Source organism: Comamonas sp. Z3, assembly GCF_008121565.1.
GTDB lineage: Bacteria > Pseudomonadota > Gammaproteobacteria > Burkholderiales > Burkholderiaceae_C > Comamonas > Comamonas brasiliensis.
In genome coordinates this window covers 440,855-465,320 of sequence record NZ_VOQU01000001.1, presented here as the reverse complement: position 1 = coordinate 465,320, position 24,466 = coordinate 440,855, and the positions used below count along the sequence as shown (strand labels likewise).

Sequence of the window (24,466 nt, the reverse complement as noted above, 5' to 3'; positions counted from 1 at the left end):
GCGAACCATGGCCTTTATCAATTTCGTAACCCAGATCCAGTTTGACTTTGGCGCCGTGCGCCTGCTGCGCCAGGAATGTGAACGTGTGGGTATCAGCAAGCCGCTGATCGTGACCGACCCCGGTGTCAAGGCAGCAGGGGTTCTGCAAAAATCCTTAGATGCGTTAGGCGACCTGCCCTATGCCGTGTTTGACCAGACTCCCTCCAACCCCACCGAGGCAGCAGTGTGCGCGGCGGCTGAGATCTACAAAGCCCAGCGCTGCGATGGTCTGATCGCCGTGGGCGGCGGCAGCGCCATTGATTGCGCCAAAGGCGTGGCGATTGCGGCCACGCATGAAGGGCCGCTCTCACACTACGCGACCATTGAAGGCGGCTCTCCTCGTATCACCGAACGCGTTGCACCGCTGATTGCCGTGCCCACCACCAGCGGTACCGGCAGCGAAGTGGCGCGCGGAGCCATCATCATTGTCAACGACCATCGCAAACTGGGCTTTCACAGTTGGCACCTGGTGCCCAAGGCTGCCATCTGCGATCCCGAACTGACCTTTGGTCTGCCCCCCATGCTGACGGCTGCGACCGGCATGGATGCCATAGCGCACTGTATGGAAGCCTTTATGGCGTCGACATTCAACCCACCGGCCGACGGCATCGGCCTCGACGGGCTGGCCCGGGGATGGGCCCATATCGAGCGGGCCACTCGCAATGGAAACGACGCTGAGGCGCGCCGCCAACTGATGAGTGCAAGCATGCAGGGGGCCATGGCTTTTCAGAAGGGCCTTGGCTGCGTGCACAGCCTGAGCCACAGCCTGGGTGGCATCAACCCACGCCTGCACCACGGCACGCTCAACGCCATGTTTCTGCCCGCTGTCGTACGCTTCAATGCCGAAGCCGAAAGCGTGCAGCGCGAGGACCGCCTCAATCGCATGGCCCATGCCATGGGTCTCAGCAGCGGAAGCGATATCCCTGAAGCTGTTCGCGACATGAATGCCCGTCTCGGTCTGCCATCGGGTCTGGCCGCCATGGGGGTGGAACGCACCCAGTTTGATGCCATCATCAACGGTGCGCTCAAGGACCACTGCCATGCCACCAATCCGCGACTGGCCTCAGCGCAGGACTATGAGCAGATGCTCGGAACCTCACTCTGACAGATGGCGCAACCGGCTCAGGCGTCAACAACAGGACCTTGCCTGAGCGCTTCACGCACATCATCCATCAGTTGCCGCGCCATGCCGCCGAGCACCTCCAGCTCATCGTCGGACAGATTGCGTGGCTCGTCATCCAGGATGGACAGACAGCCCAGCACATTGCCTCTTTTGTCCGTCAATGGCACGCCCGCGTAAAAGCGCAGCTTGAGACTGTGCACCATCGAGTCGTTGGCAAATCGGGGGTCTCGTGCCAAGTCTCCGACCACAATGGCCTCTTCTTCATACACGACATACGAGCACACCGAGCTATCACGAGGAAAGCCGTGCTGAGGGACCTCTTGCGCCGACAGCGGCAGCAGACTGCCCGGTGCAAAGACACGCTCAGCATCCACCCAGGAAACTTGAGCCCATTTGGTGTTGAAAGCGTTGACGGCTTTCTTGGCTGTGTCGCGATATAGCGCGGTCAATGCCGGTGCCAGCACTCCGCTTTCATGCAGCATTCTGACGCGCTGCTCATCGTCATCGGGAATCGGAGCTGCAATCACACTCTCTCCGGGATCACCAACCTGCATGGCCTCCACCCATAGGTGCAACTCACGAAGACTGGTCACACAGGCCTGCGCTCCTGTCTGCCGGGCAAAGTCGGGATCAGCCGCCACGGCTGGCGCATTCCACAGGCAAAGCACCACTCGCGCACCGGGCCAGTGGCGACGAATGCGCCGCACAATGCGTCTCGCCATGCTTTGTGGCTGGTGATTGAAAATCGACAGTACCAATAGATCCGATTGCTTCACGGCCCGAGTCCACTCGCGATCCGCCAACAAGCCATTGACGTCGAACTGCAAGGACTTGGAGTCCGGGGCAAGTGCCCATTCGGAGCAGCTGACCTCATGACCATGCAAGCTCTCTGCATGGGCCACCATGGCTGCGCCCAGGGCATCCACCTCCCAACGCACACCCGCGCAATGGATACGCAGGCATCGACGCTGATCATCTTCACCGGAAGCAGCCCGGGCATGCTCGCCACGGCTTCTGAATGCATATTGATCCTGAAGTTCCTCAAGCAGGGCTGCCATGCCATTGGACAGCCGCAAGCGATGCTCGGCCGTCGCCGACTCCAGATGTTGCTGGGTTGCAATACGCAAAGCAGGAATGGCAACCTCATCATAGAACCCCCTGACGGCACTGGCTCTGTCATCCTGGCCGGGTTTCGAGGGCAGGCGCTCCTCCACCGACTGCACGGCCATGCTGATGGCATCATCAGCGTCATCAGCCAGCAGACGCTGGTACAGCCGTTGCTGCGGCCCGAGAACAGGCTCGCTGCCCAGCAATACCTCCATGAATTTGAGAGAGGGAATGTAGCGCCCCAGCACCAGCAGGCACACTGTCAAAGGTGTGGAGAGAATCAGGCCGATCGGCCCCCAGAGCGCCGTCCAGAAGGTCGCTGCCACAATGATGGACAAGGTCGACAGGCCGGTACTGGAGCCATACAGCCACGGCTCGATCACATTGTTGCTGATCAACTCCAGCAGCAGAATCAGTCCCAGAGTCAGCAAGAACATATTCCAGCCGGGATCGACCGCAAAGGCCAGCGCCAGCGGAAACACCGCAGACATCATCGGGCCCACATAGGGCACAAATCGCATGATGGCGCCCAGTACCCCCCAGAGAATCGCCCCTGGCACGCCAATGAGCAACAAGCCCATGGCGAGTGGCACGCCATAGCTGACATTGACGATGAACTGCATGCGCAGATATTTACCGATGCGCTGCGAGGCCTCATCCAGCGCATCGGTCGCCAGATTGAGGTTGCCCCCCACCAAGCGCAGCAAACGATCGCGCAGATCGTCTCTATCCAGCAAGATCAATATGACAAACAGCAGCACGATACCGGCAGTCGTCACCGGCTCGGCAATACGTCCCAGCCATTGCAGCATCCGCGTGGTGGGCTTGGAATCGGGGGTCTGCACTTCCACCTTCTGCACCCGCGCCCTGGCGCTATCCACGCTGGCGATCTCCTTCTCGACCGTGTTGTAGGTCTTGAAAACGCCATCCCAGGCGCTGGGCATGTTGGCGCTCTTGCGCAGGCTGCGCAATTTGTCGCGGATTGTCGATTGATAGGTCGGCAAGTCGGCGCTGAGTTGCTGCACCTGACTTCCCAGATACATGCCCAGCCCCCCGAGAGCAGCCAGGGCAAAAGCCACTACCACGATGGCCGAAGCCATTCGCGGCAACCCCCAGCGCTTGAGCCTGCTGACAGCAGGGTCGAGCAGAAAGCCGAACAGCATTGCCAGGGCCAGAGGAATCAACAGGTCCCGTCCGAAGTACAGAGCAAGGATCACGATGGAAGCAATCATCAATCCGATGAGCAAGCGCAGGGCCGGCAGCATTTCGGCCAGATGCACCAGCCCCGGAGCCATGTTGGCCCTGGCACGTCTGTCCATACCCTCCCGCAAACCGGGCGCAGGCTGCCTGCCCTCTGCAGCCGAACCCGCCTCTCGCGAGAGGGTCTCGACTTCGACCGGCGCCCCCGCATAGGGCTTGGTGGGCGCAACCGCACCAAAGTTGACCTCGGGGGAGGGAGACGACTCTTCGGACGGAGACTTCTCGTTTCGGTTCTCGGACATGGACATCGTTGGTGGACTACGGTCTGTGATTTTCGGAGTCAAAGTGTGCTCATCTGGAATTGCAGCTGGCTCTGCCTCCTTCTGCTGTCAGGCTTTGTCTCAATTTGCAAGAAAGCTACAGCGCCTCGACCCGACTCGGGTCGGCTGCATGCAGCCACTCGGCAAACTCATCGGCCAGCTGCTGACTGGCCGACGTCGCCGCGCTCCAGGCCCTGGCACGCGCATCATGGTCGGTGCCGTAACTCAGAAAGTCATGCCGGTCCGGCAACTTGCCATTGGGCAGGCTGGCCACCCATGCGGGGTCGGGTGCCAGTACCACCATCGAGTCCAGGTAGGAGCTGGGGCCATGACGCCATTTCAGTCCCTTGTCCAGCCAGCCGGGAATCACCGTCTTCTGGAAATGAGGATAAAGCACCACCCCATCGCCGCTGCGAGAGGCCAGGTAATCCAGATGCATGTGATAGTCGGTAATGCCCCCATCCCAATATGCACCCTTGGGAGCCTCTGCAATATCCTGCACGGCATCCAGCACAAAAGGGATGGAGCAGCTTGCGCGCAAGGCCTGCATGAAATTGCTCTGCGTCAGCTGTGTCTGTGCAGAACGGATGTCCGCAACACCGAAGGGAAGAGCATGCAGGACATCGCTAGCAGACGTGGAAAAGACCACACGCTCCAGCAGGCAGCCCAAAGCAGGCCGGTGCAACGCATTGCTGGCAAACGCGGCCGCATAGCCCAAAGGAGTCCGCCAGGGTGATGCGCGTGACAGCAGGCCGCGGCCGCGGGCGGCAATCACATGCAGCCGGTAGCGCGGATTCGCCAGAACCTCGCTCACACGCCCGCCATAAAAATCCTGCAGCGACTGCGCAAACCGCTCGCTGACCAGTGAAGAAGGCGTGCGCTTGTGGCCTTCGGGAGGATCAAAGCGCTGGGCAATATAGTCGCGCTCCAGCCGTTCGAAAGCCGCCACCGGCGCATCCAGGCAGGCCGTTGCCATGCGCCAGGCACCGATGGAAGCTCCGACCAGATCCACCGGCTGCGCGCTGGCCTGCAACCATTGTCCAAAGACGAAACGATCCAGAGGTCCGAGAATCAGCCCCTTCGGGCCACCTGCCGCCGCAGGTATGACTCTGACCATATCCGGCTGCAAGCCCCGCTGCGCCATGGACAGCCGCGCCTTGATGCCGGCATAGATTCGCAATGCTCTTGTGGATGACCTCATGCGGACATTGTGCTTGCAAGCCCCATAGCTCGCCATCGGGTCCGCGACTTCACCAGTTGAGCGTGACAGAGGTGCCGCCACCCGGCCGGGCCGAGATGCTCAGCTTTGCCCCCATGGCGAGTGCTCTGCGACGCATATTGCTCAATCCCATGCCGGTGACAGCAGCGGTGTCCGGGCTTTGCCTGCCATCGGCCGGCCTGCTGGGGCCTGCATCCTCAATGCTCAATCTGGCATGCACATAGGCCGCCGGGGCATCAGGAGACTTTTCCCACTGCTCAACGGCGGCCAGCGTGACCCAGAGTTCACGCGCATCCGTGTGTTGCAGCACATTGCTGACCGCCTCCTTCACCACGGCCATGATCTCCTCGGCCATGACACCGCACGGCAGACTGGCGGTGCCGCCGTAGACCTCCGGGACCCAGACATCCCAGTGCAGACTCATGCCCCGATGGTCCAGCACCGGCTGAAGCCTGTGCCTGAAGCGCGCCAGCAGGAGGCCCAAAGGCTCATTGCGGCTATCCATGGAATCAACAATCAGCCGCAGATCGAGCAAGCATTGTTCTGCGGCACTGCGAATAGCCGGATCCATGCTGCGCTCGGTCAGGCTTATCAGCTGCACCAACTGGCTGCCGACATCATCATGCAAGGCTTGCGCTATGCGTCTGCGCTCCCGCTGCACCTCTTGCGACGGACGCACACTTTTACGTCTGCGCCACAGCGCGCTGCGATAGGCCTGGGGCAGCAACCAGACGACAACCGCCATACTGATCCCCATGCCCAGCACAGCGGTCCACCAAGGACCGGAATGAAACGCCGCACCCACCGGCAAAAGCCAGGGCAGCCACAGCAGCAGCTGCACACTCCACAGAAGCAAATGCCAGGCGTAGAACATGGCGAACGCGTTTGCAGACAGCGCCGCGGCCTAGAACCAGCCGCGCAGATAGGCAAAGCGCACGGCCTGTGCTCGGCTGCGCACCTGGAGCTTGCGGTAGATATTCTTGATATGGGTGTTGACCGTCATGGTGCTGATCTCCAGGCTGGCTCCGATCTCTGCGCTGGTATTGCCACTGGCAACCATGCGCAAAACCTCGCATTCACGGCTGGACAGCCTGTCGGACATGTCGGAGCCCGGAACGGCTCCGGAAGCCGGTCGCTTGTCGCACCGCTGCAGCAGACGCCTGGCCAGACTGGGGGTGATGGAGGCTCCGCCGTTGACGACCTGCAGCACTGCCTGGGGGTAATTGCCAAACCAGGAGTTCTTGACCAGATAACCGGTGGCCCCCAGTTCGAAAGCGTGCAGCACCTGCTCCTCAGTTTCCACCACCGAAACCACGATGACTTCGGCCTGCGGACGGTGGCTTTTCATCACTTCGATCAACTCGAGACCATTATCTGCCCCCAGCTTCAGATCCAGCAGCATCACGTCAAATTCATGCTGACGAATGGCTTTTCTTGCATCCTTGATGTTGTCCGCCTGAGCCACCACCATGGTGCGACGGTCGTTCATGATTTCCTGCGCGATCACCATGCGCAAGTGAGCATCGTCGTCTACCAACAGCACCCTGACCGGGTTGTCGGGCTGTCCCACCATGTGATCAGGCCACATGGAAGGGCTGCCCAGTTCCACGGCCATGGGTCGGAGCATCAAGGCTTCGCCGGAGTTGTTTGCACTGTTCGGGTCCATTTTGCGCTCCTGACCAGAGTTGCTTGCAGAGAGCTCCAGAGGGTGCCCAAGACACCACATAGAGAAAAACTCCCCAATTCATCATTAGATAGTTTTTAGCAATTAAAACTGCAACTCAGCGTAAGAAAAACAGCAATTTGGATAACCACGGATTTCTGACGAGATCTGCCCTGAACACGTCAACAACCTCGTCGCAGGCGGCATTGGGGCCTAAAACTGAACATCCAGTGAGCCTGCATGCCAGTCTATGGATGCCTGACGCAGCACCATATCGATGTCCATGCCCAGAGCCAGTCCGGTTTCTGCAGGAAATGTCACTGCCAGCTGGCGCTCACCCCAGTTGAGCGCGCGGGTCGATGCCCTCCAGATGGCCAGATGCAACACTCCCGTCAAAGGCTCGAAAACAGGCTGCTCCATAGGCGCATGCATGAACTGGAACGCGTCGCTAATGAGGTCCGGACAATTCCACTGCCGCGCCAGATGGGCCGTGATCTGGCCCGAGCAATAGCCCATCAGCTGCATTTCCACCTGCGCACGCCTGGGATGCATGGGCTCCAGGAGCTCGGAAAGCCTGAGGAATGTATCTGGATCAGCGGCCTGCAGCAGCAGCTCCCCCAAACCATGCAACAGCCCCAATGCGTAGGCCTGCGAGGCATTGGCCTGAACCGACATGGCAAGCGCGCGTGCCATGCGTGCCGTGTCCAGGCTATAGCGCCAGAAGCCAGCCAGACTCCAGCCCGCCGAGACATGAGACGCGCTGACAGGGGTCGCCTTCTGCACCATCTGCCGCAACTGAGCCGGCGCCAGAAGCACCAGCGCTTCGGGAATGCTGTGCACACGCTGGCCCAGCAGGTGCGCCGGCCCGTTGGCCGCAGCCAGCAGGCGTGCCGTCAGGACCGGATCGGTGGAAAACAATTGCACCAGACTGCGCATGCCGGGCTCCGGCTTGCGCAGCTCACTCGACAGCAGCGCAACAGCGCGCGGCTGGCTGGGCAGCAATACATGCTGCTCCAGCAGAGTTGACAGGCTCAAGGGTTTGACGCGACTCATCTGGATCAAAAGCGACGACCGGGTTGTCGCCCCCCCGAAGTGAACAAAAGAAGGCTCATGGGAATATCAGAGCTGTTCATCTCTTTTCAGCTGCACGGGCAGGCCCATGACCAACTGACCAGCAAGCTTGCGAGTCAAAGGTTGTAACACGGAAAAGTGATCAGCCCCCTGAACCGAGACGCAATGCAGCTGATTCGACTTTCGTGCCGCACACATATTGTCGAGGCTATTGATATTGCCTGGGCTTTTGCTGCCCTCAATAATCCATGTCGGGCTCTTGATGGCATGCAGCCAGTGCATGGGGGAGCGCAAGCGCCTTTCATCCGGCGAGATCAGGTCCCATTTCACAGGCCAGCCATAGCCACTGACCTCGTCCACCGGACCAAAAGCGAACACCCCCTGCACCGGCAAACCTGCCGTTGCCGTCAGCAGCGCCAGCGTGGCTCCGGTGCTGTGCCCGCCCAGATAGATGCGGGCCGGATCGACATAAGGCAGTTGCGCGGCCTGCAGGATGGCTGCGGCCACATCCTGCACTTCTCCCCAGAAATACTCACGCTGGCCAGGATTGTCATTGCCGCCGCGCAGCGTGGGAAACAGCATCGCCATGCCGGCCTTGCGAAACGCGCTGGCACTTTGATCATTGGTAGCAGGGCCTTCACTCCAGAAATCGTCCAGGCTATTGGTATCCCCCCCCGTCAACCAGACCATCAAAGGCTGCTTCCTGCCATCACCGGGATCCGGCGTGACAAAGGCCTTGAGCTTCAGGTCGCCGCTCTGATAGCTCATGGGAACAAACAACCGCGACGGCGGCTTGGGCATAGACCTGACGGGCATATGCGCTGCCGGCAACAGGGCAGTCGCGATCCGGGTTGCCTTGCCGGCGCGCGCCTGCATCAGATTCTGCAGAGTGATTTCACCCGATGCGATCTGTTGCTCAACGACCTGCTCGATCCGCGCCTGCTCCACGCGCTGGCTCTCGTGCTGCTTGCCAGCGGCAGCGTGACGCACTTTGGCCATCTCATGCTCGGCCATCGCAGCGCGCGTGATGCAGCGCCGCTGCTGATCTATGTCGATGCCCTCTTCCTGGGCCTTGTCGACCTGTGCAAGATTGAGCTTGACGGTATGGCACAAGCCATCGCCCTCTGGCGCCAGGGCCGGCGGCCAAACCACGGGCGCCGGCACCTGGGCCTGGGCCTTCTGCTTGACCCTGTCCAGCGATATCCAGCCGCGTGATGTCATCTTGGCGCCGATAAAGACCACCAGCAACGCCACGCCTATGGCCGGCAATATCACCCGCCCCCTCGCTTTGCGCATTGTTCTGCTCCCACCAAAAAGGCCGCCTGTAATCTGGATTCGATGGCGGCCTGGTGGGAGATTATTTCTTCAGTCCCTGCAACTTCGCAAAAGCTGATGCCATTGCATTTTGCTGTGTGGGCTGGTTACCACGCTGGGGTTGCGCATAGCCACCGCGGCTGCCGCCGCCATAGCTGTTGCCGCGGCCTGCACCTTCAAAGCGGTTGTCGCGCGGGCCGTCGCGACGTGCGGGAGCCGCATCGAGCTTCATGGTCAGGCTGATGCGCTTGCGGTCCACATCGACTTCCAGCACCTTGACCTTGACGATCTGCCCGGTCTTGACCACTTCGCGCGCATCCTCGATGAACTTGTGGCTCATCTGGCTCACGTGCACCAGTCCGTCCTGATGCACGCCGAGATCCACGAATGCGCCAAACTGGGCCACGTTGCTGACCGTGCCCTCCAGCGTCATGCCCTCCTTCAGGTCCTTGATGTCTTCCACGCCATCATTGAAGCGGGCGACCACAAAGTCAGGACGCGGATCACGGCCGGGTTTCTCCAACTCGCCGAGAATATCCTTGATGGTCACAGCACCGAAGTTGTCGTTGGCAAACTGCTCCGGCTTCAGGGACTTGAGCACTTCGCCACGACCCATGATCTGATCCACAGGCTTGCCCGTGGCCAGGATGATCTGTTCGACCACCGGATAGGTTTCGGGGTGAACGCCGGTGACATCCAACGGATTGTCGCCACCGCGAATGCGCAGAAAGCCTGCGGCCTGCTCGAAAGTCTTGGCTCCCAGACCGGCTACTTCCATCAGTTGCTTGCGGTTCTTGAACGAACCATTGGCATCACGCCAGCGCACCACCGACTTGGCGACCGAGCCCGACAGGCCGGAAACGCGCGTTAGCAGCGGGGCAGACGCGGTGTTCAGGTCCACACCCACGGAGTTCACGCAATCCTCGACCACGGCATCCAGCTGGCGGGCCAGCTCGCTCTGGTTCACGTCGTGCTGGTACTGGCCCACGCCAATGCTCTTGGGGTCGATCTTGACCAGCTCGGCCAGCGGATCCTGCAGGCGACGGGCAATCGATGCCGCACCACGCAGGCTCACGTCGATATCGGGCATTTCCTGCGCCGCAAACTCGCTGGCCGAATAGACCGAGGCACCGGCCTCGCTCACCACTACCTTCTCGATCTTCTTGTCGGCCCTGGATGCGATCTTGATCAGGTCTGCCGCCAGCTTGTCGGTTTCGCGGCTGGCTGTGCCGTTGCCGATGGCAATCAGATTGATATCGTGCTTTTCCACCAGACGGGCGAGCACGGCCAGCGAGCCATCCCAGTCGCGGCGCGGCTCATGCGGGTAGATGGTGGTCGTATCCACCAGCTTGCCGGTGCTGTCCACCACGGCCACCTTGACGCCGGTACGAATGCCGGGGTCCAGGCCGATCACGGCACGCTGGCCGGCGGGTGCCGCCAGCAGCAGGTCACGCAGATTGTCGCCAAACACCTTGATAGCCACCTTCTCGGCGTCTTCGCGCAGGCGGCTGAACAGGTCGCGCTCGGTGGACAGGCTCAGCTTCACACGCCATGTCCAGGCAACGCATTTGCGAATCAGATCGTCAGCGGCGCGCTTGGCATGGCTCCAGCCCAGGTGCAGCGCGATCTTGCCCTCGGCGAGGCTGGGTTGGCCCGGTTCAGGCTCGACCGGTTGCACCAGCTTGGCTTCGAGAACCTCCAGTGCACGACCGCGGAACACCGCCAGGGCACGGTGCGAGGGCACGCGGCCAATGGGCTCATCGTATTCGAAGTAGTCACGAAACTTGGCAACCTCGGGGTCGTTTTCGTTCTTGCTCTCGACCTTCTTGGACTTGAGCAGGCCTTCATCCCACAACCATTCGCGCAGCTTCTGTACCAGCGCCGGGTCCTCGGCCCAGCGCTCGGACAGGATGTCGCGTACGCCGTCCAGCACGGCAAAGGTGGTGCTGAAGTCGGGACCGGGCTTGCCGTCGTCCAGTGTCGTCGCGGGCTTGCAGAAAGCCTCGGCTTCCTTGTGCGGGTCCAGCGTGGGGTCGGCAAACAGCTTGTCGGCCAGCGGCTCGATGCCGAATTCCTTGGCAATCTGGCCCTTGGTGCGGCGCTTTTGCTTGAAGGGCAGATAAATGTCCTCCAGTTCCTGCTTGGTCGGTGCACTGGCAATCGCCAGGCGCAGCGCATCGGTCAGCTTGCCCTGCTCGTCAATGGCCTTGAGCACCGTCTCGCGGCGGTCGTCCAGCTCGCGCAGATAGGTCAGGCGCTCGTCCAGCGTGCGCAGCTGCGTATCGTCCAAACCGCCCGTGGCTTCCTTGCGGTAGCGGGCCACAAACGGAACCGTGGCGCCACCATCGAGCAACTCCACTGCCGCGCTCACCTGCTGCGGCTTGACATTCAGTTCTTGAGCAATCTGACCAATGATTTTTTGCATTCGATATTCGCCCCCACGGCGTTCAACACAGGAAGCCAATGAGTTTGCCATAGGCATGCCGCCAGACTGCGCTTGATATCCGGCAGAAGTGCAAGCAAACCTTAAAACTATGCTTTCCATAGCTGCTTTCCATTGATGAGAAAGCGTGGAAGGCCAATTTCATTAAAATTATTGCGACATGACTGATACCTTCCAGGACGATTTTTTTGCCGATGAGCAGCCTCCCCCCAGAGACGGCACCGGCAAAGCACTGTCTGAAAAGGCGCCGCAGGCCGATGGCCCAGGTGAACGCAAACCCAGACGCGGCGCGATTGCCCTGGCCCCGGCAGCCGCGCAGTACCAGGAGCTGGCCGCACAACTGCCCCCCCTGCTGCGCATGGGCGTCTCGACCTGGTCCTATCCGGGCTGGGACGGCTTGGTCTGGGACGGAGCCTATGACAGCAGCGTGCTGGCCAAAAAAGGCCTCACAGCGTATCACCAGCACCCGTTGCTGCGCACCGTCTGCGTAGACCGCACCTTCTGGAGGCCGCTGACGGCCAGCCAATATGCCGCTTTTGCCGCTCAGGTCGATGCCGACTTTCGCTTTGTCGTCAAATGCCCGGCCGGCATTACCGATGCCCAGGTACGCAGCGAGCAAGGCAAGCCACGCGAAGCCAACCCCGCGTTTCTGGACCCTCACCTGGCCATAGAGCATTTTGTGGAGCCCACTCTCGAAGGGCTGGGCAGCAAACTGGGCGTGCTGGTCTTTCAGCTCAGCCCCCTGCCCTGGAGTCTGCTCAGCCGCCCCGGTCTGTTGATGGACAAGCTGGGCCTTCTGCTGGCCGCCGTGAAACAGGCGCTGAAAGCACATCCGCATGTCGTCGTTGCCGTCGAGGTCAGAGACCCTGAACTGCTGACCTCGGCACTGCCCCAGACACTCAAGCTCCATGGCGCGACCTACTGCCTGGGGCTGCACGGCAAGATGCCTCCCATCGAAGAGCAGCTGCCCACGTTGCGTGCCTTGTGGCCCGGGCCGCTGGTGTGCCGCTGGAATCTGAATCGCCTCTTTGGCGCCTATGGCTATGCCGATGCCCAGAAGAAGCACCAGCCGTTCAACGAGATCCTCAGCGAAGACCTGCATACCAGGGAACGGCTGGCCCGCACGATTGCCGGCATCACCGGTGCCGGTCAACCCGCTTTCGTGACCATCAGCAACGATGCCGAGGGATGTGCCCCCCGCTCGATAGCGCTGCTGGCGCAGGCGCTTGCGAGTCTTGCAGACCCTGGCCCTGACAAGCATCCGCGCCCACCATCCTGAACTGATACTAAAAATGCCATCAAACGCTTACCAGTAAAGCGCTGATAGCTATTAAAAAACAAAGCCCGACAGCATCGAACCCGTCGGGCTTTGTTTTGATTGAGAGCAGGATCAGCCTTGCAGCGCAGCCAGCGGGTGCGAATGTGCAGGCCAGGGGCTGTCAAAGAACGCCTGCCACTCGGCATCGCTCACCTCTTCGATGCTGGCAGGATTCCAGCGCGGGCTGTGGTCCTTGTCCACCGCCAATGCGCGGATGCCCTCCACGGTTTCGCTCCGACCAGGGCGCAGATAAAAGCAGTGACGCACCATATCGCGCTCCATGCGCAGATCTTCGGCCAGCGTCATCTGGCGCGCACGGCGGATTTGCTCCAGCACCACATGCAGCATCAGCGGCGAGCGCTTGCGCAACGTGGCGGCTTCGGCCTGGGCCCAGTCGCTGCCGGCCTGCAAGGCTTGCACCACAGCGGCTACCGTGGGCTGAGAAAAACAGGCATCGATTTCCTCACGATGCTCGGCTGTCTTTGGATCGGCGCTCACAAAACGGGAGCGAACCACGGCATTGAGCGCCTCCAAATTGGCAAAGTCCGTGGTTGCCAGGGTCTCCCACAGATCCGCCTGCTGTTCGGCGGGAATGCAGCCATCGGCCAGACCAAAAGCCAGGGCATCGCCCGCGCCGATGGTGTCGCCGGTCAAGGCCAGCCATTCGCCTACGGCACCAGGGCAGCGCGAGAGAAAATAGCCGCCCCCCACATCCGGGAAGAGGCCAATGGCCGTCTCGGGCATGGCCATCTTGGTACGCTCGGTCACGATGCGCAGCGAGCCGCCCTGGCTGATGCCCATGCCTCCGCCCATGACGATGCCGTCCATGAAAGCGATATAGGGCTTGCCGAAGCTGTGAATCAGATGGTTGAGCGCATATTCCTCCGTGAAGAAATCTTCGAGCTGAGGATTGCCGCTGCTGCCCGCGGCATGCAGAAAGCGGATGTCGCCACCGGCGCAAAACGCCCCGAACACCCCTTCCTTGTTGCTGCCACGAATGGCCACGCCCAAAATCGAGTCGTCTTTTTGCCAGGCCAGCAAAGTGCCCAGCAGATCACGCACCATGCCCAGGGACAGCGCGTTGAGCGCCTTGGGACGGTTGAGCGTAATCATGCCTAGCTTGCCACGGACTTCGGCAATCACATCGGGCATATCGGCGCTCGGGGTGGGTCTCATTGTCTTGCTCCTTGAATCAATTCCATGCTGGTCGCCAGTCGGTCGCCAGGCCATGCGCAGCGATTATGCGGTTGCACTCCGCGCAAGCCGGGACAAGGACGTGACAAATACCGCCAGCCTCTGCAGCCACAAAGCCCGAACGGGCTGCAATGCTGACTAATATGGGAACCGTGCCCGGCTGCAGCCTCACCAGCTTCTGCAGCCCACCTTCTGTCTCATGAACGATCTGCCACCACCGCCCGAACCCCCTCACGAAGAACCGCACCTGGAGCCCAAGCTGCTTTCCGCGCCATTGCGCTATCTGCTAATTGCGTTTGCGCTGGTTTGCGTGATTTTGGGGCTGATAGGCGCCGTGGTCCCCGGCATGCCCACCACGGTGTTCATACTGATGGCCGCCTGGGCGGCAGTGCGCAGCTCACCCAGATTGCACCGTTGGCTCTATGCACACCGTGCTTTCGGCCCGCTGCTGCACAACTGGGACACCGGCGGCAAGGTCAGCCGCCGCGCCAAATGGACAGCAACCCTCAGCATGGGCGCCAGCAGCCTGCTGATTCTGTATTTCTCCTACAAGCCATGGCTCACAGCCATGACGCTGAGCATCATGGCCTGCGTGCTGCTCTGGCTCTGGCTCAGGCCCGAGCCGCAGATTGAAGGATGAGGCCCCCAAAGTCGCAATACATGCGCATGCTCGATGCTTTCCTCGAACAGGAGAGCTGAAATAGAAAAAGGCCCGTGATTTTCATCACAGGCCTTTTCAATTTGGTCGGAATGGCGGGATTCGAACTCGCGACCCCTTGCACCCCATGCAAGTGCGCTACCAGGCTGCGCTACATTCCGTGTCGATGATGCTATTGTAACCGATTTTTGACCCGTTCTTGCGAACACTGCAACTCAAGCAACTGATCCGGTTATCAACCATGGCGGACTCATGACGCTGCAGCTTTAATAGCATGATGTGCGCGCCTTCAAGCCGGACAGATATTGAAAAAGGCCTGTGATTCACATCACAGGCCTTTTCAAATTGGTCGGAATGGCGGGATTCGAACTCGCGACCCCTTGCACCCCATGCAAGTGCGCTACCAGGCTGCGCTACATTCCGTGTCGATGGAGCGAATTATAGGGAGTAAAAACCGCCTCCCCTGGGAAAACGCGCACTTTTTTCAAAAAAGGTTCAAATTAGTGCCTCAGACAGCGGGCCGTATGCCATCGCCGCCTAGGTCGCACAGGCATACGGCAGCGCCTGCCTCGCATCGCGGTGCAAGCCCGCCAGCTCAGGAGCAGGCAGGTCGCGCAGGCTTCAGGATAGCCGGGCGCTGATGACTCCTGGGGTCAACCCTGATTCTGGCTCTGGCAGGGCAAGCGTGCAGGATGCGGCCGAACCCGGTCTTTCAGGAATGACTGTTATTCCCGATGCCACAAACCATCAGCACTCACTCTCGCGCAACAGGCTTGGGCTGGCCGCTCTGCACAGCAATATCGATAGCACCAAGACGGTGCACACAAGTGGTTTCCCTGGGTCCTTGAGGTAAAAAAACCACTGTCATATCGCTGAAAAGATGATTTCATCGGCTTCCGCGGAACTGCAGAGCAAGCTGTATACAAACCCCCGCTATATTTCAAAACGTAAATCCAATATCTAACTCGAGAGGACACTCATGAAGACCGCTTTTATCGCCATGGCTGCTGCCCTGGCCTGCTCCGGCGCCGCTTATGCCCAGAGCAATGTGCAACTGACCGGTCTGGCCGATATGTATGCCGGCTCCGTCAAGATGGCTGGCCAGGACCGCAAGGGCGTTGTCGGCTCCGGCGGCATGACCACTTCCTGGTGGGGCCTGAAGGGCACGGAAGATCTGGGCGGCGGCCTCAAGGTCGATTTCAACATCACCGCCTTCATGCGCATGGACACGGGTGAAACAGGCCGCTTCCCCGGCGACACCTTCTTCTCGCGCGATGCCAACATCGGCCTGAACGGCAATTTCGGCCGCATCGGCCTGGGCCGCGACAAGGCGCCCAACTTCCTGCCCACCATTCTGACCAACCCCTTCGGCGATTCGTTCACCATCTCGCCTCTGGTGCTGCACGCGAACACGCCCACCGCAGCCTGGGGCGGCAACCGCCTGACAACGCCCGCCGACACCGGCTGGAGCAATATGCTGGTCTACACGACACCTAGCTTCGGTGGTCTGACTGCCAATGTCTACTACCAGTTCGGCGAACAAACGACTCCTGGCAACAAGAGCAAGAAGAACGTCGGCGTGAACGCCCTGTACTTCAACGGTCCTCTGAGCCTGACGGCCTTCTACGAGCGTGACCAGATCACCAACCCCGGCAGCGGCACGGTCATGCCTACCAAGAGCGACTGGATGGTCGGCGGCAGCTACAACTTCAACGTCGTGAAGCTCTACGCCACCTATGGCCAGGCCAAGGTCAAGGATCTGGATAGCAAGAGCAAGACCTACTCGCTGGGTCTGGATATTCCGGTCTCCGGCACCCCCGGCACCGTCAAGGCCGCCGTGGCCCGCACCAAGTACGAAGCGGCCACCGACGCCACCCGCACCACAGCGACCCTGGGCTACGACCACTTCCTGTCCAAGCGCACCGATGTCTACACCGCTCTGATGTACGACCGCGTGACCGATGCCAACCCCAAGACCGGCACCAGCCTGATCGCCGGTATCCGTCACCGCTTCTAAGCACCGGATTTGAGCGGGCCTCTGGCTCGCCATCCACAAAAAGCGAGGCCTGTGCCTCGCTTTTTCCTTTCCAAGCCGATGACAGGCAGCCTGTTCACTTGGGCGCGGATGTCTCCAACAGCTTCAGCCGACGCTGCAACTGCGCCTGTTGCTCCGCATCGCCGCCCTGCTGCGCTGCCTTGAGCTGCAGCAGCAGCCAGGCCATCAAAGGCCTGCGCCAGCCTTGCGCCGAAGCAGTATCGACGCCTTGCTGCAGTAGGGCCGGGTCCGCCGCGCCGCCACGCAGCAGCGCGCCTGCAGCCACCAGTCTCGATAGTGGATCCTTGATCTCTGCCAGGGCAGTGCCAGCTGCGCCGCCGCCGAGCAGCTGCCGCGCCACGCCGCGCTGCGCCTCGGGCAAAAGCTCGATATCACCGGCTTGCGGACTCGCCTGCAGATAGCGGGCATAGGCTTGTTCTGGCTTGCCCGCATCCTGCGCCAGCGCCTCATAGGCCGGGCAGCTGTTCCAGTCCAGGCTGGCCACCTGCGCTGCGCAGCGCATCAGCTCCAGCTTGGCGGCCAGTGCGGGTTGGCCGGTGCTGGCCACGGCATCGCGCGCCTTCTGCCATTGCAGTGCCTCCACGCGCTGCTGCCCCTGCAAATAGGCTTGGCTGGCTTTTTGCGCCGCAGCTTCGGCACTCAAGGCCCAATCGGGTGCCGGGATTTGGTTGCCACAGGCCGACAGCGCCATGACGGATATAGCAGCCAGCGCTCTACCCCATTGGCCTGGAGTCTGGTTTTTTTTGATTTTTTGCGTCATGGCAGCTTCAACTCCGGCTTGTGGGAAAACGGCCATTTGCGCTGCAGATCGTTGAGCACGGACTCCAGCCTCAGCAGATTGCTTTCGACTTCCGCGCGCAGCGCCCCCAGATCGGTCGAGGCCTCGCGCGCGTTGCTGCCCACCACCTGCATATCGGCCAGCACGGCATCGACCTTGGCCATGCTTTTACGCGTATCGGCCAGCAAGCCGTTGAGCTGCTCCATGGTGGCCTTGACCTGGGGCATGACGCCATTCGCATCAAAGACCTGGCTGTCGGCACGCGCCACCATGCGGTCCATGCGTCCAAGCAGGGAGTTGGCGCGCTCGAGCATCTGGCCGACCTTCTTCGCTTCCTCGTCGCTGCCCAGCACCGCCCCCAGAACGCCGCCTTGCCCCTGCATGCGCTCGGCCAGCTTGCGCACTTCGGCCAGCGATCCGCCCAGGGCCGAATCCGTGGCGGTCAGCGCCGCCACATTGGCCAGCACCTCCTTGGCGGAATTGATGATCTGCGGCAGCTCGGCCGTGGCATCGCCGCTGAGCACGGGCCGCACGGAATCCGGCGGCAGCGGGGCATCGTCCAGCATGCCGGTATAGGCCTTGATGGTGGTGCCACCCACCAGGCCCTTGACCAGTGTGAAGACGCTGGACTGGCGCAGCCAGTGGGCGTCCTTCTCGGTCACATCGACCAGAATGCGGACCGAGCCGTCCTTGGCCAGCTCTATCTTGTGCACACGGCCTATGGGAAAGCCCGAGAAGGTCATGTCCATGCCCACGACCACGCCTTCGGAGTCGTCGGCCGTCAGCACCAGACGCTGCGTGGGCTCGAACACCCCGCGCGCATAGAGCAGATAGGCGGCAGCACTCAGAATCAAGATCAGGGTCAGCGCCAGCAGCGCTGCAGCCTTGGCGCGCAGATGCGCGACGGGTTTGAGGCTGAGCAACTCCTCGTCGATCAGTTGCTCCTCGGCCATACGCGTTTCGCTCATGGCTCCATCCTTTTCAGTAATAGTTGCCCATGAGCGAGATCACCTCGATCAGGAGCAACACGGCAAACATGCGTGCAAAACCGCCCAGCTCCGCCCCGCCCTGCCGGTGCCGCGCAACCGGCGTGTACATGGCGGACGCCAGCGGCATGACGGCCACCGTGAGGCTGAAAAACCAGGTCTTGAGCACAAACACCAGCGTCAGCGACGGCGTGAAGATCTGGCCGAAGATGCGCGTGTAGGCCGCAAAGCCGGCCAGGCTGAAGCCATAGACGCTCAGATACACGGTGACCAAGGCCACGATGCAACTGAGCGCGGCAAGCGTGACGGCCGCAAACACTCCCGCAGCCGCACGCGGCACCAGCGCCGCTCGGACAGGGTCAATGCCCTGCGTCTTCCACTTCGCAAGCTGGCCCTGGGTACGCATCTGCACCACCTGCACGCCGGCCGGAATGGTGCACCGCATGGCCACGAACAGCGCGGCCGTCAGCGGTATCAGCTCGATCACCATCACCCGCACCACCAGATCCATCGCGTAGCGAGACAGGCCATAGCTCTGCGCGGTGACGATGACGATGCGCGCAATCACCGCACACAGCAGGGCTGCCAGCGCGGTAAAGCCCGTGAGTATGGGAGCGGTCTGCGCATACATCTGCTGGGCCAGCATGGCCCGCCCGTGCTTCTGATAGCTGGACGGCGAGCTGATCAGCACCAGCAGCATGGCGGTGAGATAAATACTGCGCCACCATGCCAGAGCCTGCGCTCCCAGCGCAGCCCAGATCCGCCCCGGCAGCTTGATGGTGGTTTCACTCCAGCTCATGCAGGAATGATAGCGTCCACTTCAGGGTAGGGGCGCAGCAGCCACAGTTTCACTCTGTCAGACATGGCGCTTTGCCGCAGCACTGCCCTGCAGGCCCTGGGGCAGCGGCTCGTCGGCCTGGGCATGCAGGGCCTCGATGATGTGGCAGAAGCTGTCCGAGCCGTCGCACTGGCTGCGCAGCTGCATCAACTCGTGCTCCAGGGCCTGCAGTTCGGCCAGCCGCTCGCGCACATGGCCCAGATGGGAATCCAGGGTCTTGTTGGCCGCCACGCAATCGGCCTTGCGCGCACCATCGAGCGCCAGCAGGGTGCGCACCTCGTCGAGCGACATATCCATGGCCCGGCACAGGCGGATAAAGCGCAGGCGGTGCACATCGCCATCGGTGTAGAGCCGGTACTGGTTGTCCTCGCGCACGCCGGGCGAGAGCAGTTGCTCCTTCTCGTAATAGCGGATATTGGCCGCGGCGATGCCGGAACGCCTGGCCGCCTCGCCTATACGCCAGCGCGGAATATCGTGCGAATTGAGGGACATGCTTGACCTTGAAGTGACTTTATTGTTTTCAATACTGCCATGAAGCAAGAAAGCCTGTCCACCCACGCCCATGGCGGCGGCCCGAGCGGTCACTCCCATGACCACGATCATGAGCATGAGCATGCCCATGCGTCCGCCACGTCCAAACCCGTCGCCGCCACCGCCGCATCGACCTGCGGCACGGGCTGCTGCGCCCCGTTTTCCATCAGCGAGCCGGCCAAGAGCCAGGCACACGATGAGAGTGACGGTCACGACCATGCCCACGACCATGGCGTGCTGCCCGGCTGGCCGCGCATCTATGCCGCTCTGGCTGCAGCTCTGGCGGCCGAGGCCTGCCACTGGTTTGGCGGCGACGGCGCCAACTCCACGCTTCAATACCTGGGCATGGCGCTGGCCGTGCTGGGCATAGCGTTGTCGGGCCTGGGCGTCTACAAGGCTGGCCTCAAGGATTTGCTGCGCTTCAAGCTCGGCATTCATGCCCTGATGGCCGTGGCCGTCACGGGCGCCTTCATCATCGGCCAGTGGCCAGAAGCCGCCATGGTCATGGCGCTCTATGCAGCGGCCGAGCGCATCGAAGACCAGGCCATGGACAAGGCCCGCCTGGCCATCCGCAATCTGCTGCAACTTGCGCCCGAGACCGCCGATGTGCTGCAGCCCGACGGCAGCACTGTGCGCATGGCCGCCAGCCAGGTGCCCCTGGGCGCCGTGCTGCGCGTGACGCCCGGCGCTCGCGTGCCGCTGGACGGTCTGGTCACCGAAGGGGAAAGCTCGGTCAACCAGGCTCCCATCACGGGCGAAAGCGCGCTCGCGCACAAAAGCCCGGGCGACCAGCTCTATGCGGGCTCCATCAATCAGGATGGCGAGCTGCAGCTGCGCGTGACTGCCCCGGCCAGCGACAGCCTGATTGCGCGCATCGTCCATGCCGTGGAGCAGGCGCAGTCCTCCAAGGCTCCCACCCAGCGCTTTGTCGACCGCTTTGCCGAGATCTACACCCCCATCGTGCTGGTGCTGGCGATTGCCCTGGGCCTGCTCGCGCCCTGGCTGCTGGACTGGAGCTGGCATCAGGCCGCTTACCAGGCCCTGGCCCTGCTGGTCATCGCCTGCCCCTGCGCCCTGGTGCTGTCCACCCCCGTCACCGTGGTCAGCGCGCTCACGGCAGCCGCCAAGCGCGGCATTCTCATCAAGGGTGGCAGCGCACTGGAGTCGGCCCGTCAGCTCAAGGCGATTGCACTCGACAAGACCGGCACGCTGACTACAGGCTCGCCCAAGCTGGTGGACTGGCAGAGCTGGGGGGCGGCAAGCAGCGATGACGCCGCCGCCCGCGCCTACGCGCTGGCATCGCGCTCCGACCACCCGGTATCGCGCGCGATTACTCAGGGGCTGGAAGCCCAGGTCGGCAAGGACTTTGCCGAAGCACAGCAATTGCAAGCCCTGCCCGGCCGCGGCGTGCAGGCACAGATCGGCGGTGAACGCTGGACGCTGGCCAATCTGCGCTGGGTGGGCGAGCAAGGCTGGGACAGTGCCGAACTCCAGGCTGCGCTGATGCTGCAGGAGCAACAGGGCCGCACCGTCACCCTGCTGGCCAATGAGCAGGGTGTGCAGGCGCTGTTTGCCGTGGCCGACCCGCTGCGTCCCCAGGCCAAGGCGGCCGTGGCCCGGTTGCAGGAGCTAGGCGTCAAGCCCATTGTGCTCAGCGGCGACAACAGCGCCACCGTGCGCACGGTGGCTGCGGAAGCAGGCATCAGCGATGCACGCGGCAATATGTTGCCCGAGGACAAGCTCAAGACCCTGAGCGAGTTGCAGCGCGACATCGGCCCCACGGCCATGACAGGCGACGGCATCAACGACGCGCCGGCGCTGGCCCAGGCCGACATAGGCTTTGCCATGGGCGGCATGCACGCCACCGACATGGCCATGGAGACCGCCGATGTGGTGCTCATGAACGACGACCTGCGCCGCATTCCCGAGGTGGTCGATCTCTCGCAGCGCGCGCACAGCGTGCTCTGGCAGAACATCAGCCTGGCCCTGGGCATCAAGCTGGCCTTCTTCGTTCTGGCCGTCAGCGGCAATGCCAGCATGTGGCTGGCCGTGCTGGCCGATATGGGCGTGAGCCTGTTGGTGGTCGCCAACGGCCTGCGCCTGCGCCATTGGGGTAACAAGCCTGAAAATGAATGAAATTCGATCTTAGCCCTTGATGGGCAAGCGCAAGCAGCTATCTAATTTACGATTTACTGCACCGGGCGGGGAACTAAACCCCGCCCTTCGCTATCATTCAGCCCATGCGTCGCTTTTTCTCCTTGTTCCTGGTTTTACTGCTGGCCCTGCGCGGCCTGGCAGGCGATGCCATGGCCATGGAGCAGAACACCGACCAGTCCCATCACATGGGACATGCGCTTGTTCAGACGCAAAGCCTGGACGAAGTGGCCGCCATGGCAGCCGCTGTGCACCATGCGCATGCAAGCCTCGCGGCCGACGTACAGCCGCATCACCACATGGCCGCGTCCCACAAGGCAGGCCCTGCAGGGGCCGTCAGCTGCAGCGCCAAGGCCGCCGACAGCGACTGCCACCAGCATGAAGGCCATTGCACGGCCTGCGGCATCTGCCACTCGACGCTTGCCAACCCCGAGTTGCTGACGCTTCACTCCAGCATCCCGCTGGCCGCCCAGCCGACCCATGGTGCAGCGCGCTTTGCCAGCGCAGTGCCTGCCGACCTCGTCAAACCACCGATTTCTGCGCTCTGACGCCCTAGGTGCGTCCGCATTTTGATGGCAGCCACCGTGCTAGCTGTCTAGTTTCGAGCCGTCAAACGCTCATAACTGCGGACCCTCTCCCGGTTTTAGACGACAGGAATCCTCTATGCGCCAAGCGCATCCTCTTTCTTTGACAGCCATGGCTTTGCTGATGGCCGGCGTCAGCCCGCCAGTCCTGGCCCAGCCGTCTGCGCCGACTCTCCCGGTCGCCCAGTCCCCGGCCAGCAGTCACAGCGTTTTCAACCCCGCAGCGCCCACGCTGGCGCTGCAGCACCAGCCGCTTGCCGCCAGCGCGGCCATCGTCGCCCAGCCCGGTGACTGGAAGGCCGCCAATGCCGCGGTAAGCGAGTTCCCGCGCGGCCATGGCGATGTGCTCAGGTGGGAAAAATCCCAGGACAATGCCTCCGGCCCAGCCCCGGACAGCGCTACATCCGCACATCAGCACCATCACGGAGGCCAGCCATGAAGCGCCTTGCATTCAAAGCCGCGCCATTGCTCGCTGCACTGGCGCTGGCCGGCTGCGCCAGCATCTCGCCCGACGGACTTCGCGGCGACGTGGCCAGACATACCGAAGGCAGGCTGCCTGCTGGCGCACAGCTGCCGTCGCCGGACGCCCAGGCCCTGCAGGATGCGCAGACCCAGATTGCCGACTGGCTCAAAACCCCTGTCGATGCCGACACCGCCGTGCGCATCGCCCTGCTCAACAACCCCGGTCTGCAGGCCCAACTGGCGCAGCTCGGCATTGCCGACGCGCAGCGTGTGCAGGTCCTGACCCTGCCCAACCCCAGCTTTACCTTCGGCCGCTTTCGCAACGGCCACGAGCGCGAGATCGAGCGCCAGCTCAGCTTTGGCCTGGTGCAGCTCATCACCCTGCCCTGGCGCAGCCGCTGGCAGGGCTGGCAGATGGAGCAGGCCACGCTGACGGCCGCCCAGCAGGTGCTGCTGCTGGCCTCCGACACACGCCGCGCGTGGCTGCGCGCCGTGGCCGCCGAGCAGGCTCTGGCCGCCAACGAGCGCATGCATGAGGCCGCAGCCCTGGGCGGCGAGCTGGCACGCCGCATGGCCCAGGTCGGCAACTTCAGCAAGATGGACCAGGCCAGAGAGCTGGCCCAGCAGCAGCAGGCCTCGGCCCAGCTGGCACGCGCGCGTCTGAACGCCCAGCTGGAACGCGAGCAACTGGCCCGCCGCATGGGCCTGTGGGGGCAGCAACTGGCCTACAAGCTGCCCGCCCAGCTGCCCGCCCTGCCGAAAATAGCCGAATTGCGTGGCGGCGATGACGCAGAGGCCACGGCGCTGCGCCAGCGGCTGGATCTGGGCGCGCTGCGCCGCGACCTGGATGTAACCGCCGGCCGCCAGGGCTGGGCCACGGTGGGCACCATCTTTGGCGATATCGGCGCCAGCTACAGCAACAACACCAGCACCGAACGAGCCACCGGTCACAGCGACAAGACCCAGGGCTGGGAGTTCGACGTACCGCTGCCGCTGTTTGACTGGGGTTTTGCCGCGCGCGGCATGGCGCGCAACCAGGTGCTGCGCAGCGCATCGCTGCTGCGCGACAACGCCATACGTGCGCGCAGCGAAGCCCGCAGCAACTGGCTGGCCTACCGCACGGCTTACGACCTTGCCCAGCAGCAGCAGGCAGAGGTGCTGCCCTTGGCCAAGCTGATGCAGGAAGAAACCGTCTACCGCTACAACGGCATGTTCATGAGTGTGTGGCAGTTGCTGGCCCAGGCCCGCAGCACCACGCAAGCGGTGGTGACCGCCACTGAGGCCCAGCGCGACTTCTGGCTGGCCGAGACCGATCTACGCTTGGCCCTGACCGGCACATCGCCAGGAACCTCCCCCACCGTCAACACTACCGCAGCGCCCGCTGCACAAGCCGAAGCAGGTCACTGAT

21 protein-coding genes and 2 tRNA genes are annotated in these 24,466 nt (G+C 62.4%); 9 read left to right on the top strand and 14 right to left on the bottom strand.

Going from position 1 to position 24,466, the window contains the following annotated elements:
• The first annotated feature begins 7 nt into the window (after nt 1-7).
• Nucleotides 8-1,144 (top strand): iron-containing alcohol dehydrogenase, encoded by a 1,137-nt coding sequence (locus FSY59_RS02255; protein WP_148728382.1) that lies wholly within the window; start codon nt 8-10, stop codon nt 1,142-1,144.
• A gap of 17 nt (nt 1,145-1,161) precedes the next feature.
• On the opposite strand, the gene FSY59_RS02250 is transcribed toward FSY59_RS02255, so the two are convergent.
• The 6 genes from FSY59_RS02250 to FSY59_RS02225 form a co-directional block, all read right to left on the bottom strand.
• A complete protein-coding gene (locus tag FSY59_RS02250) occupies nt 1,162-3,588 on the bottom strand; it encodes an AI-2E family transporter (protein WP_148728567.1) in 2,427 nt (808 codons plus the stop codon).
• Nucleotides 3,589-3,886: 298 nt separating this feature from the next.
• On the bottom strand, nt 3,887-4,906 hold the full coding sequence (locus FSY59_RS02245) for a patatin-like phospholipase family protein (RefSeq protein ID WP_080553942.1): 1,020 nt from the start codon (nt 4,904-4,906) through the stop codon (nt 3,887-3,889).
• A gap of 133 nt (nt 4,907-5,039) precedes the next feature.
• On the bottom strand, nt 5,040-5,882 hold the full coding sequence (locus FSY59_RS02240) for a sensor histidine kinase (protein ID WP_148728381.1): 843 nt from the start codon (nt 5,880-5,882) through the stop codon (nt 5,040-5,042).
• A 30-nt stretch (nt 5,883-5,912) separates the two neighbouring features.
• A complete protein-coding gene (locus tag FSY59_RS02235; RefSeq protein WP_003057058.1) occupies nt 5,913-6,674 on the bottom strand; it encodes a response regulator transcription factor in 762 nt (253 codons plus the stop codon).
• 210 nt (nt 6,675-6,884) lie between these two features.
• Nucleotides 6,885-7,724, bottom strand: a complete 840-nt coding sequence (locus FSY59_RS02230) for an HDOD domain-containing protein (protein WP_003057060.1) — start codon at nt 7,722-7,724, stop codon at nt 6,885-6,887.
• A 66-nt stretch (nt 7,725-7,790) separates the two neighbouring features.
• Nucleotides 7,791-8,618 carry a S9 family peptidase gene (locus FSY59_RS02225; RefSeq protein ID WP_255439102.1) on the bottom strand — a complete coding sequence of 276 codons (828 nt, stop codon included), beginning with the start codon at nt 8,616-8,618 and terminating at the stop codon, nt 7,791-7,793.
• A gap of 36 nt (nt 8,619-8,654) precedes the next feature.
• Here FSY59_RS02225 and FSY59_RS27610 point away from each other — a divergent pair, with 36 nt between their 5' ends.
• Nucleotides 8,655-8,957, top strand: coding sequence for a hypothetical protein (locus FSY59_RS27610; RefSeq protein ID WP_255439101.1), 303 nt, complete (start codon nt 8,655-8,657; stop codon nt 8,955-8,957).
• Nucleotides 8,958-9,099: 142 nt separating this feature from the next.
• On the opposite strand, the gene FSY59_RS02220 is transcribed toward FSY59_RS27610, so the two are convergent.
• Complete coding sequence (locus FSY59_RS02220) at nt 9,100-11,481, bottom strand: Tex family protein (protein ID WP_148728380.1); 2,382 nt, start codon at nt 11,479-11,481, stop codon at nt 9,100-9,102.
• Nucleotides 11,482-11,659: 178 nt separating this feature from the next.
• Between FSY59_RS02220 and FSY59_RS02215 the strand changes: the two genes are divergently transcribed.
• On the top strand, nt 11,660-12,778 hold the full coding sequence (locus FSY59_RS02215) for a DUF72 domain-containing protein (protein ID WP_043371797.1): 1,119 nt from the start codon (nt 11,660-11,662) through the stop codon (nt 12,776-12,778).
• 111 nt (nt 12,779-12,889) lie between these two features.
• Here the strand turns inward: FSY59_RS02215 and FSY59_RS02210 are convergent, their stop codons facing one another.
• On the bottom strand, nt 12,890-13,993 hold the full coding sequence (locus FSY59_RS02210) for an enoyl-CoA hydratase/isomerase family protein (RefSeq protein WP_003057068.1): 1,104 nt from the start codon (nt 13,991-13,993) through the stop codon (nt 12,890-12,892).
• Between the two features lie 217 nt (nt 13,994-14,210).
• On the opposite strand from FSY59_RS02210, the gene FSY59_RS02205 reads away from it, so the two are divergent.
• Entirely contained in the window at nt 14,211-14,651 is a 441-nt protein-coding gene (locus tag FSY59_RS02205; protein ID WP_148728379.1) for a YbaN family protein, read from the top strand.
• A gap of 102 nt (nt 14,652-14,753) precedes the next feature.
• On the opposite strand, the gene FSY59_RS02200 is transcribed toward FSY59_RS02205, so the two are convergent.
• A tRNA-Pro gene (locus FSY59_RS02200) sits at nt 14,754-14,830 on the bottom strand.
• Nucleotides 14,831-15,015: 185 nt separating this feature from the next.
• Nucleotides 15,016-15,092: transfer RNA gene (locus tag FSY59_RS02195), tRNA-Pro, on the bottom strand.
• 556 nt (nt 15,093-15,648) lie between these two features.
• Between FSY59_RS02195 and FSY59_RS02190 the strand changes: the two genes are divergently transcribed.
• The gene (locus FSY59_RS02190; protein WP_003057071.1) at nt 15,649-16,686 is read left to right on the top strand and encodes a porin; all 1,038 of its coding nucleotides are present in this window, start codon (nt 15,649-15,651) and stop codon (nt 16,684-16,686) included.
• A 94-nt stretch (nt 16,687-16,780) separates the two neighbouring features.
• On the opposite strand, the gene FSY59_RS02185 is transcribed toward FSY59_RS02190, so the two are convergent.
• The 4 genes from FSY59_RS02185 to FSY59_RS02170 are packed head-to-tail and all read right to left on the bottom strand — an operon-like array spanning nt 16,781 to nt 19,819.
• On the bottom strand, nt 16,781-17,485 hold the full coding sequence (locus tag FSY59_RS02185) for a hypothetical protein (RefSeq protein ID WP_043371791.1): 705 nt from the start codon (nt 17,483-17,485) through the stop codon (nt 16,781-16,783).
• Nucleotides 17,482-18,471 carry an MlaD family protein gene (locus FSY59_RS02180; protein ID WP_003057075.1) on the bottom strand — a complete coding sequence of 330 codons (990 nt, stop codon included), beginning with the start codon at nt 18,469-18,471 and terminating at the stop codon, nt 17,482-17,484. Before FSY59_RS02180 ends, FSY59_RS02185 begins: the two co-directional genes overlap by 4 nt.
• A gap of 13 nt (nt 18,472-18,484) precedes the next feature.
• On the bottom strand, nt 18,485-19,288 hold the full coding sequence (locus FSY59_RS02175; RefSeq protein WP_003057076.1) for an ABC transporter permease: 804 nt from the start codon (nt 19,286-19,288) through the stop codon (nt 18,485-18,487).
• 57 nt (nt 19,289-19,345) lie between these two features.
• Complete coding sequence (locus FSY59_RS02170; protein ID WP_003057078.1) at nt 19,346-19,819, bottom strand: Cd(II)/Pb(II)-responsive transcriptional regulator; 474 nt, start codon at nt 19,817-19,819, stop codon at nt 19,346-19,348.
• A 39-nt stretch (nt 19,820-19,858) separates the two neighbouring features.
• On the opposite strand from FSY59_RS02170, the gene FSY59_RS02165 reads away from it, so the two are divergent.
• The 4 genes from FSY59_RS02165 (at nt 19,859) to FSY59_RS02150 (ending at nt 24,465) form a co-directional block, all read left to right on the top strand.
• Complete coding sequence (locus FSY59_RS02165) at nt 19,859-21,994, top strand: cation-translocating P-type ATPase (RefSeq protein ID WP_148728378.1); 2,136 nt, start codon at nt 19,859-19,861, stop codon at nt 21,992-21,994.
• A gap of 104 nt (nt 21,995-22,098) precedes the next feature.
• Nucleotides 22,099-22,560 carry a hypothetical protein gene (locus FSY59_RS02160; protein ID WP_050872618.1) on the top strand — a complete coding sequence of 154 codons (462 nt, stop codon included), beginning with the start codon at nt 22,099-22,101 and terminating at the stop codon, nt 22,558-22,560.
• A gap of 115 nt (nt 22,561-22,675) precedes the next feature.
• Nucleotides 22,676-23,035 (top strand): hypothetical protein, encoded by a 360-nt coding sequence (locus FSY59_RS02155; RefSeq protein WP_003057084.1) that lies wholly within the window; start codon nt 22,676-22,678, stop codon nt 23,033-23,035.
• Nucleotides 23,032-24,465, top strand: coding sequence for a TolC family protein (locus tag FSY59_RS02150; protein WP_148728377.1), 1,434 nt, complete (start codon nt 23,032-23,034; stop codon nt 24,463-24,465). The genes FSY59_RS02155 and FSY59_RS02150 overlap by 4 nt, the downstream gene beginning before the upstream one ends.
• The last annotated feature ends 1 nt before the right edge of the window (nt 24,466 follow it).

Coding starts and splice junctions, on each gene's coding strand:
- FSY59_RS02255 (WP_148728382.1), top strand. CDS start 8: ATGGCCTTTATCAATTTCGTAACCCAGATCCAGTTTGACTTTGGCGCC.
- FSY59_RS02250 (WP_148728567.1), bottom strand. CDS start 3,588: ATGGACAGACGTGCCAGGGCCAACATGGCTCCGGGGCTGGTGCATCTG.
- FSY59_RS02245 (WP_080553942.1), bottom strand. CDS start 4,906: ATGGTCAGAGTCATACCTGCGGCGGCAGGTGGCCCGAAGGGGCTGATT.
- FSY59_RS02240 (WP_148728381.1), bottom strand. CDS start 5,882: ATGTTCTACGCCTGGCATTTGCTTCTGTGGAGTGTGCAGCTGCTGCTG.
- FSY59_RS02235 (WP_003057058.1), bottom strand. CDS start 6,674: ATGGACCCGAACAGTGCAAACAACTCCGGCGAAGCCTTGATGCTCCGA.
- FSY59_RS02230 (WP_003057060.1), bottom strand. CDS start 7,724: ATGAGTCGCGTCAAACCCTTGAGCCTGTCAACTCTGCTGGAGCAGCAT.
- FSY59_RS02225 (WP_255439102.1), bottom strand. CDS start 8,618: ATGCAGGCGCGCGCCGGCAAGGCAACCCGGATCGCGACTGCCCTGTTG.
- FSY59_RS02220 (WP_148728380.1), bottom strand. CDS start 11,481: ATGCAAAAAATCATTGGTCAGATTGCTCAAGAACTGAATGTCAAGCCG.
- FSY59_RS02215 (WP_043371797.1), top strand. CDS start 11,660: ATGACTGATACCTTCCAGGACGATTTTTTTGCCGATGAGCAGCCTCCC.
- FSY59_RS02210 (WP_003057068.1), bottom strand. CDS start 13,993: ATGAGACCCACCCCGAGCGCCGATATGCCCGATGTGATTGCCGAAGTC.
- FSY59_RS02205 (WP_148728379.1), top strand. CDS start 14,211: ATGAACGATCTGCCACCACCGCCCGAACCCCCTCACGAAGAACCGCAC.
- FSY59_RS02190 (WP_003057071.1), top strand. CDS start 15,649: ATGAAGACCGCTTTTATCGCCATGGCTGCTGCCCTGGCCTGCTCCGGC.
- FSY59_RS02185 (WP_043371791.1), bottom strand. CDS start 17,485: ATGACGCAAAAAATCAAAAAAAACCAGACTCCAGGCCAATGGGGTAGA.
- FSY59_RS02180 (WP_003057075.1), bottom strand. CDS start 18,471: ATGAGCGAAACGCGTATGGCCGAGGAGCAACTGATCGACGAGGAGTTG.
- FSY59_RS02175 (WP_003057076.1), bottom strand. CDS start 19,288: ATGAGCTGGAGTGAAACCACCATCAAGCTGCCGGGGCGGATCTGGGCT.
- FSY59_RS02170 (WP_003057078.1), bottom strand. CDS start 19,819: ATGTCCCTCAATTCGCACGATATTCCGCGCTGGCGTATAGGCGAGGCG.
- FSY59_RS02165 (WP_148728378.1), top strand. CDS start 19,859: ATGAAGCAAGAAAGCCTGTCCACCCACGCCCATGGCGGCGGCCCGAGC.
- FSY59_RS02160 (WP_050872618.1), top strand. CDS start 22,099: ATGCGTCGCTTTTTCTCCTTGTTCCTGGTTTTACTGCTGGCCCTGCGC.
- FSY59_RS02155 (WP_003057084.1), top strand. CDS start 22,676: ATGCGCCAAGCGCATCCTCTTTCTTTGACAGCCATGGCTTTGCTGATG.
- FSY59_RS02150 (WP_148728377.1), top strand. CDS start 23,032: ATGAAGCGCCTTGCATTCAAAGCCGCGCCATTGCTCGCTGCACTGGCG.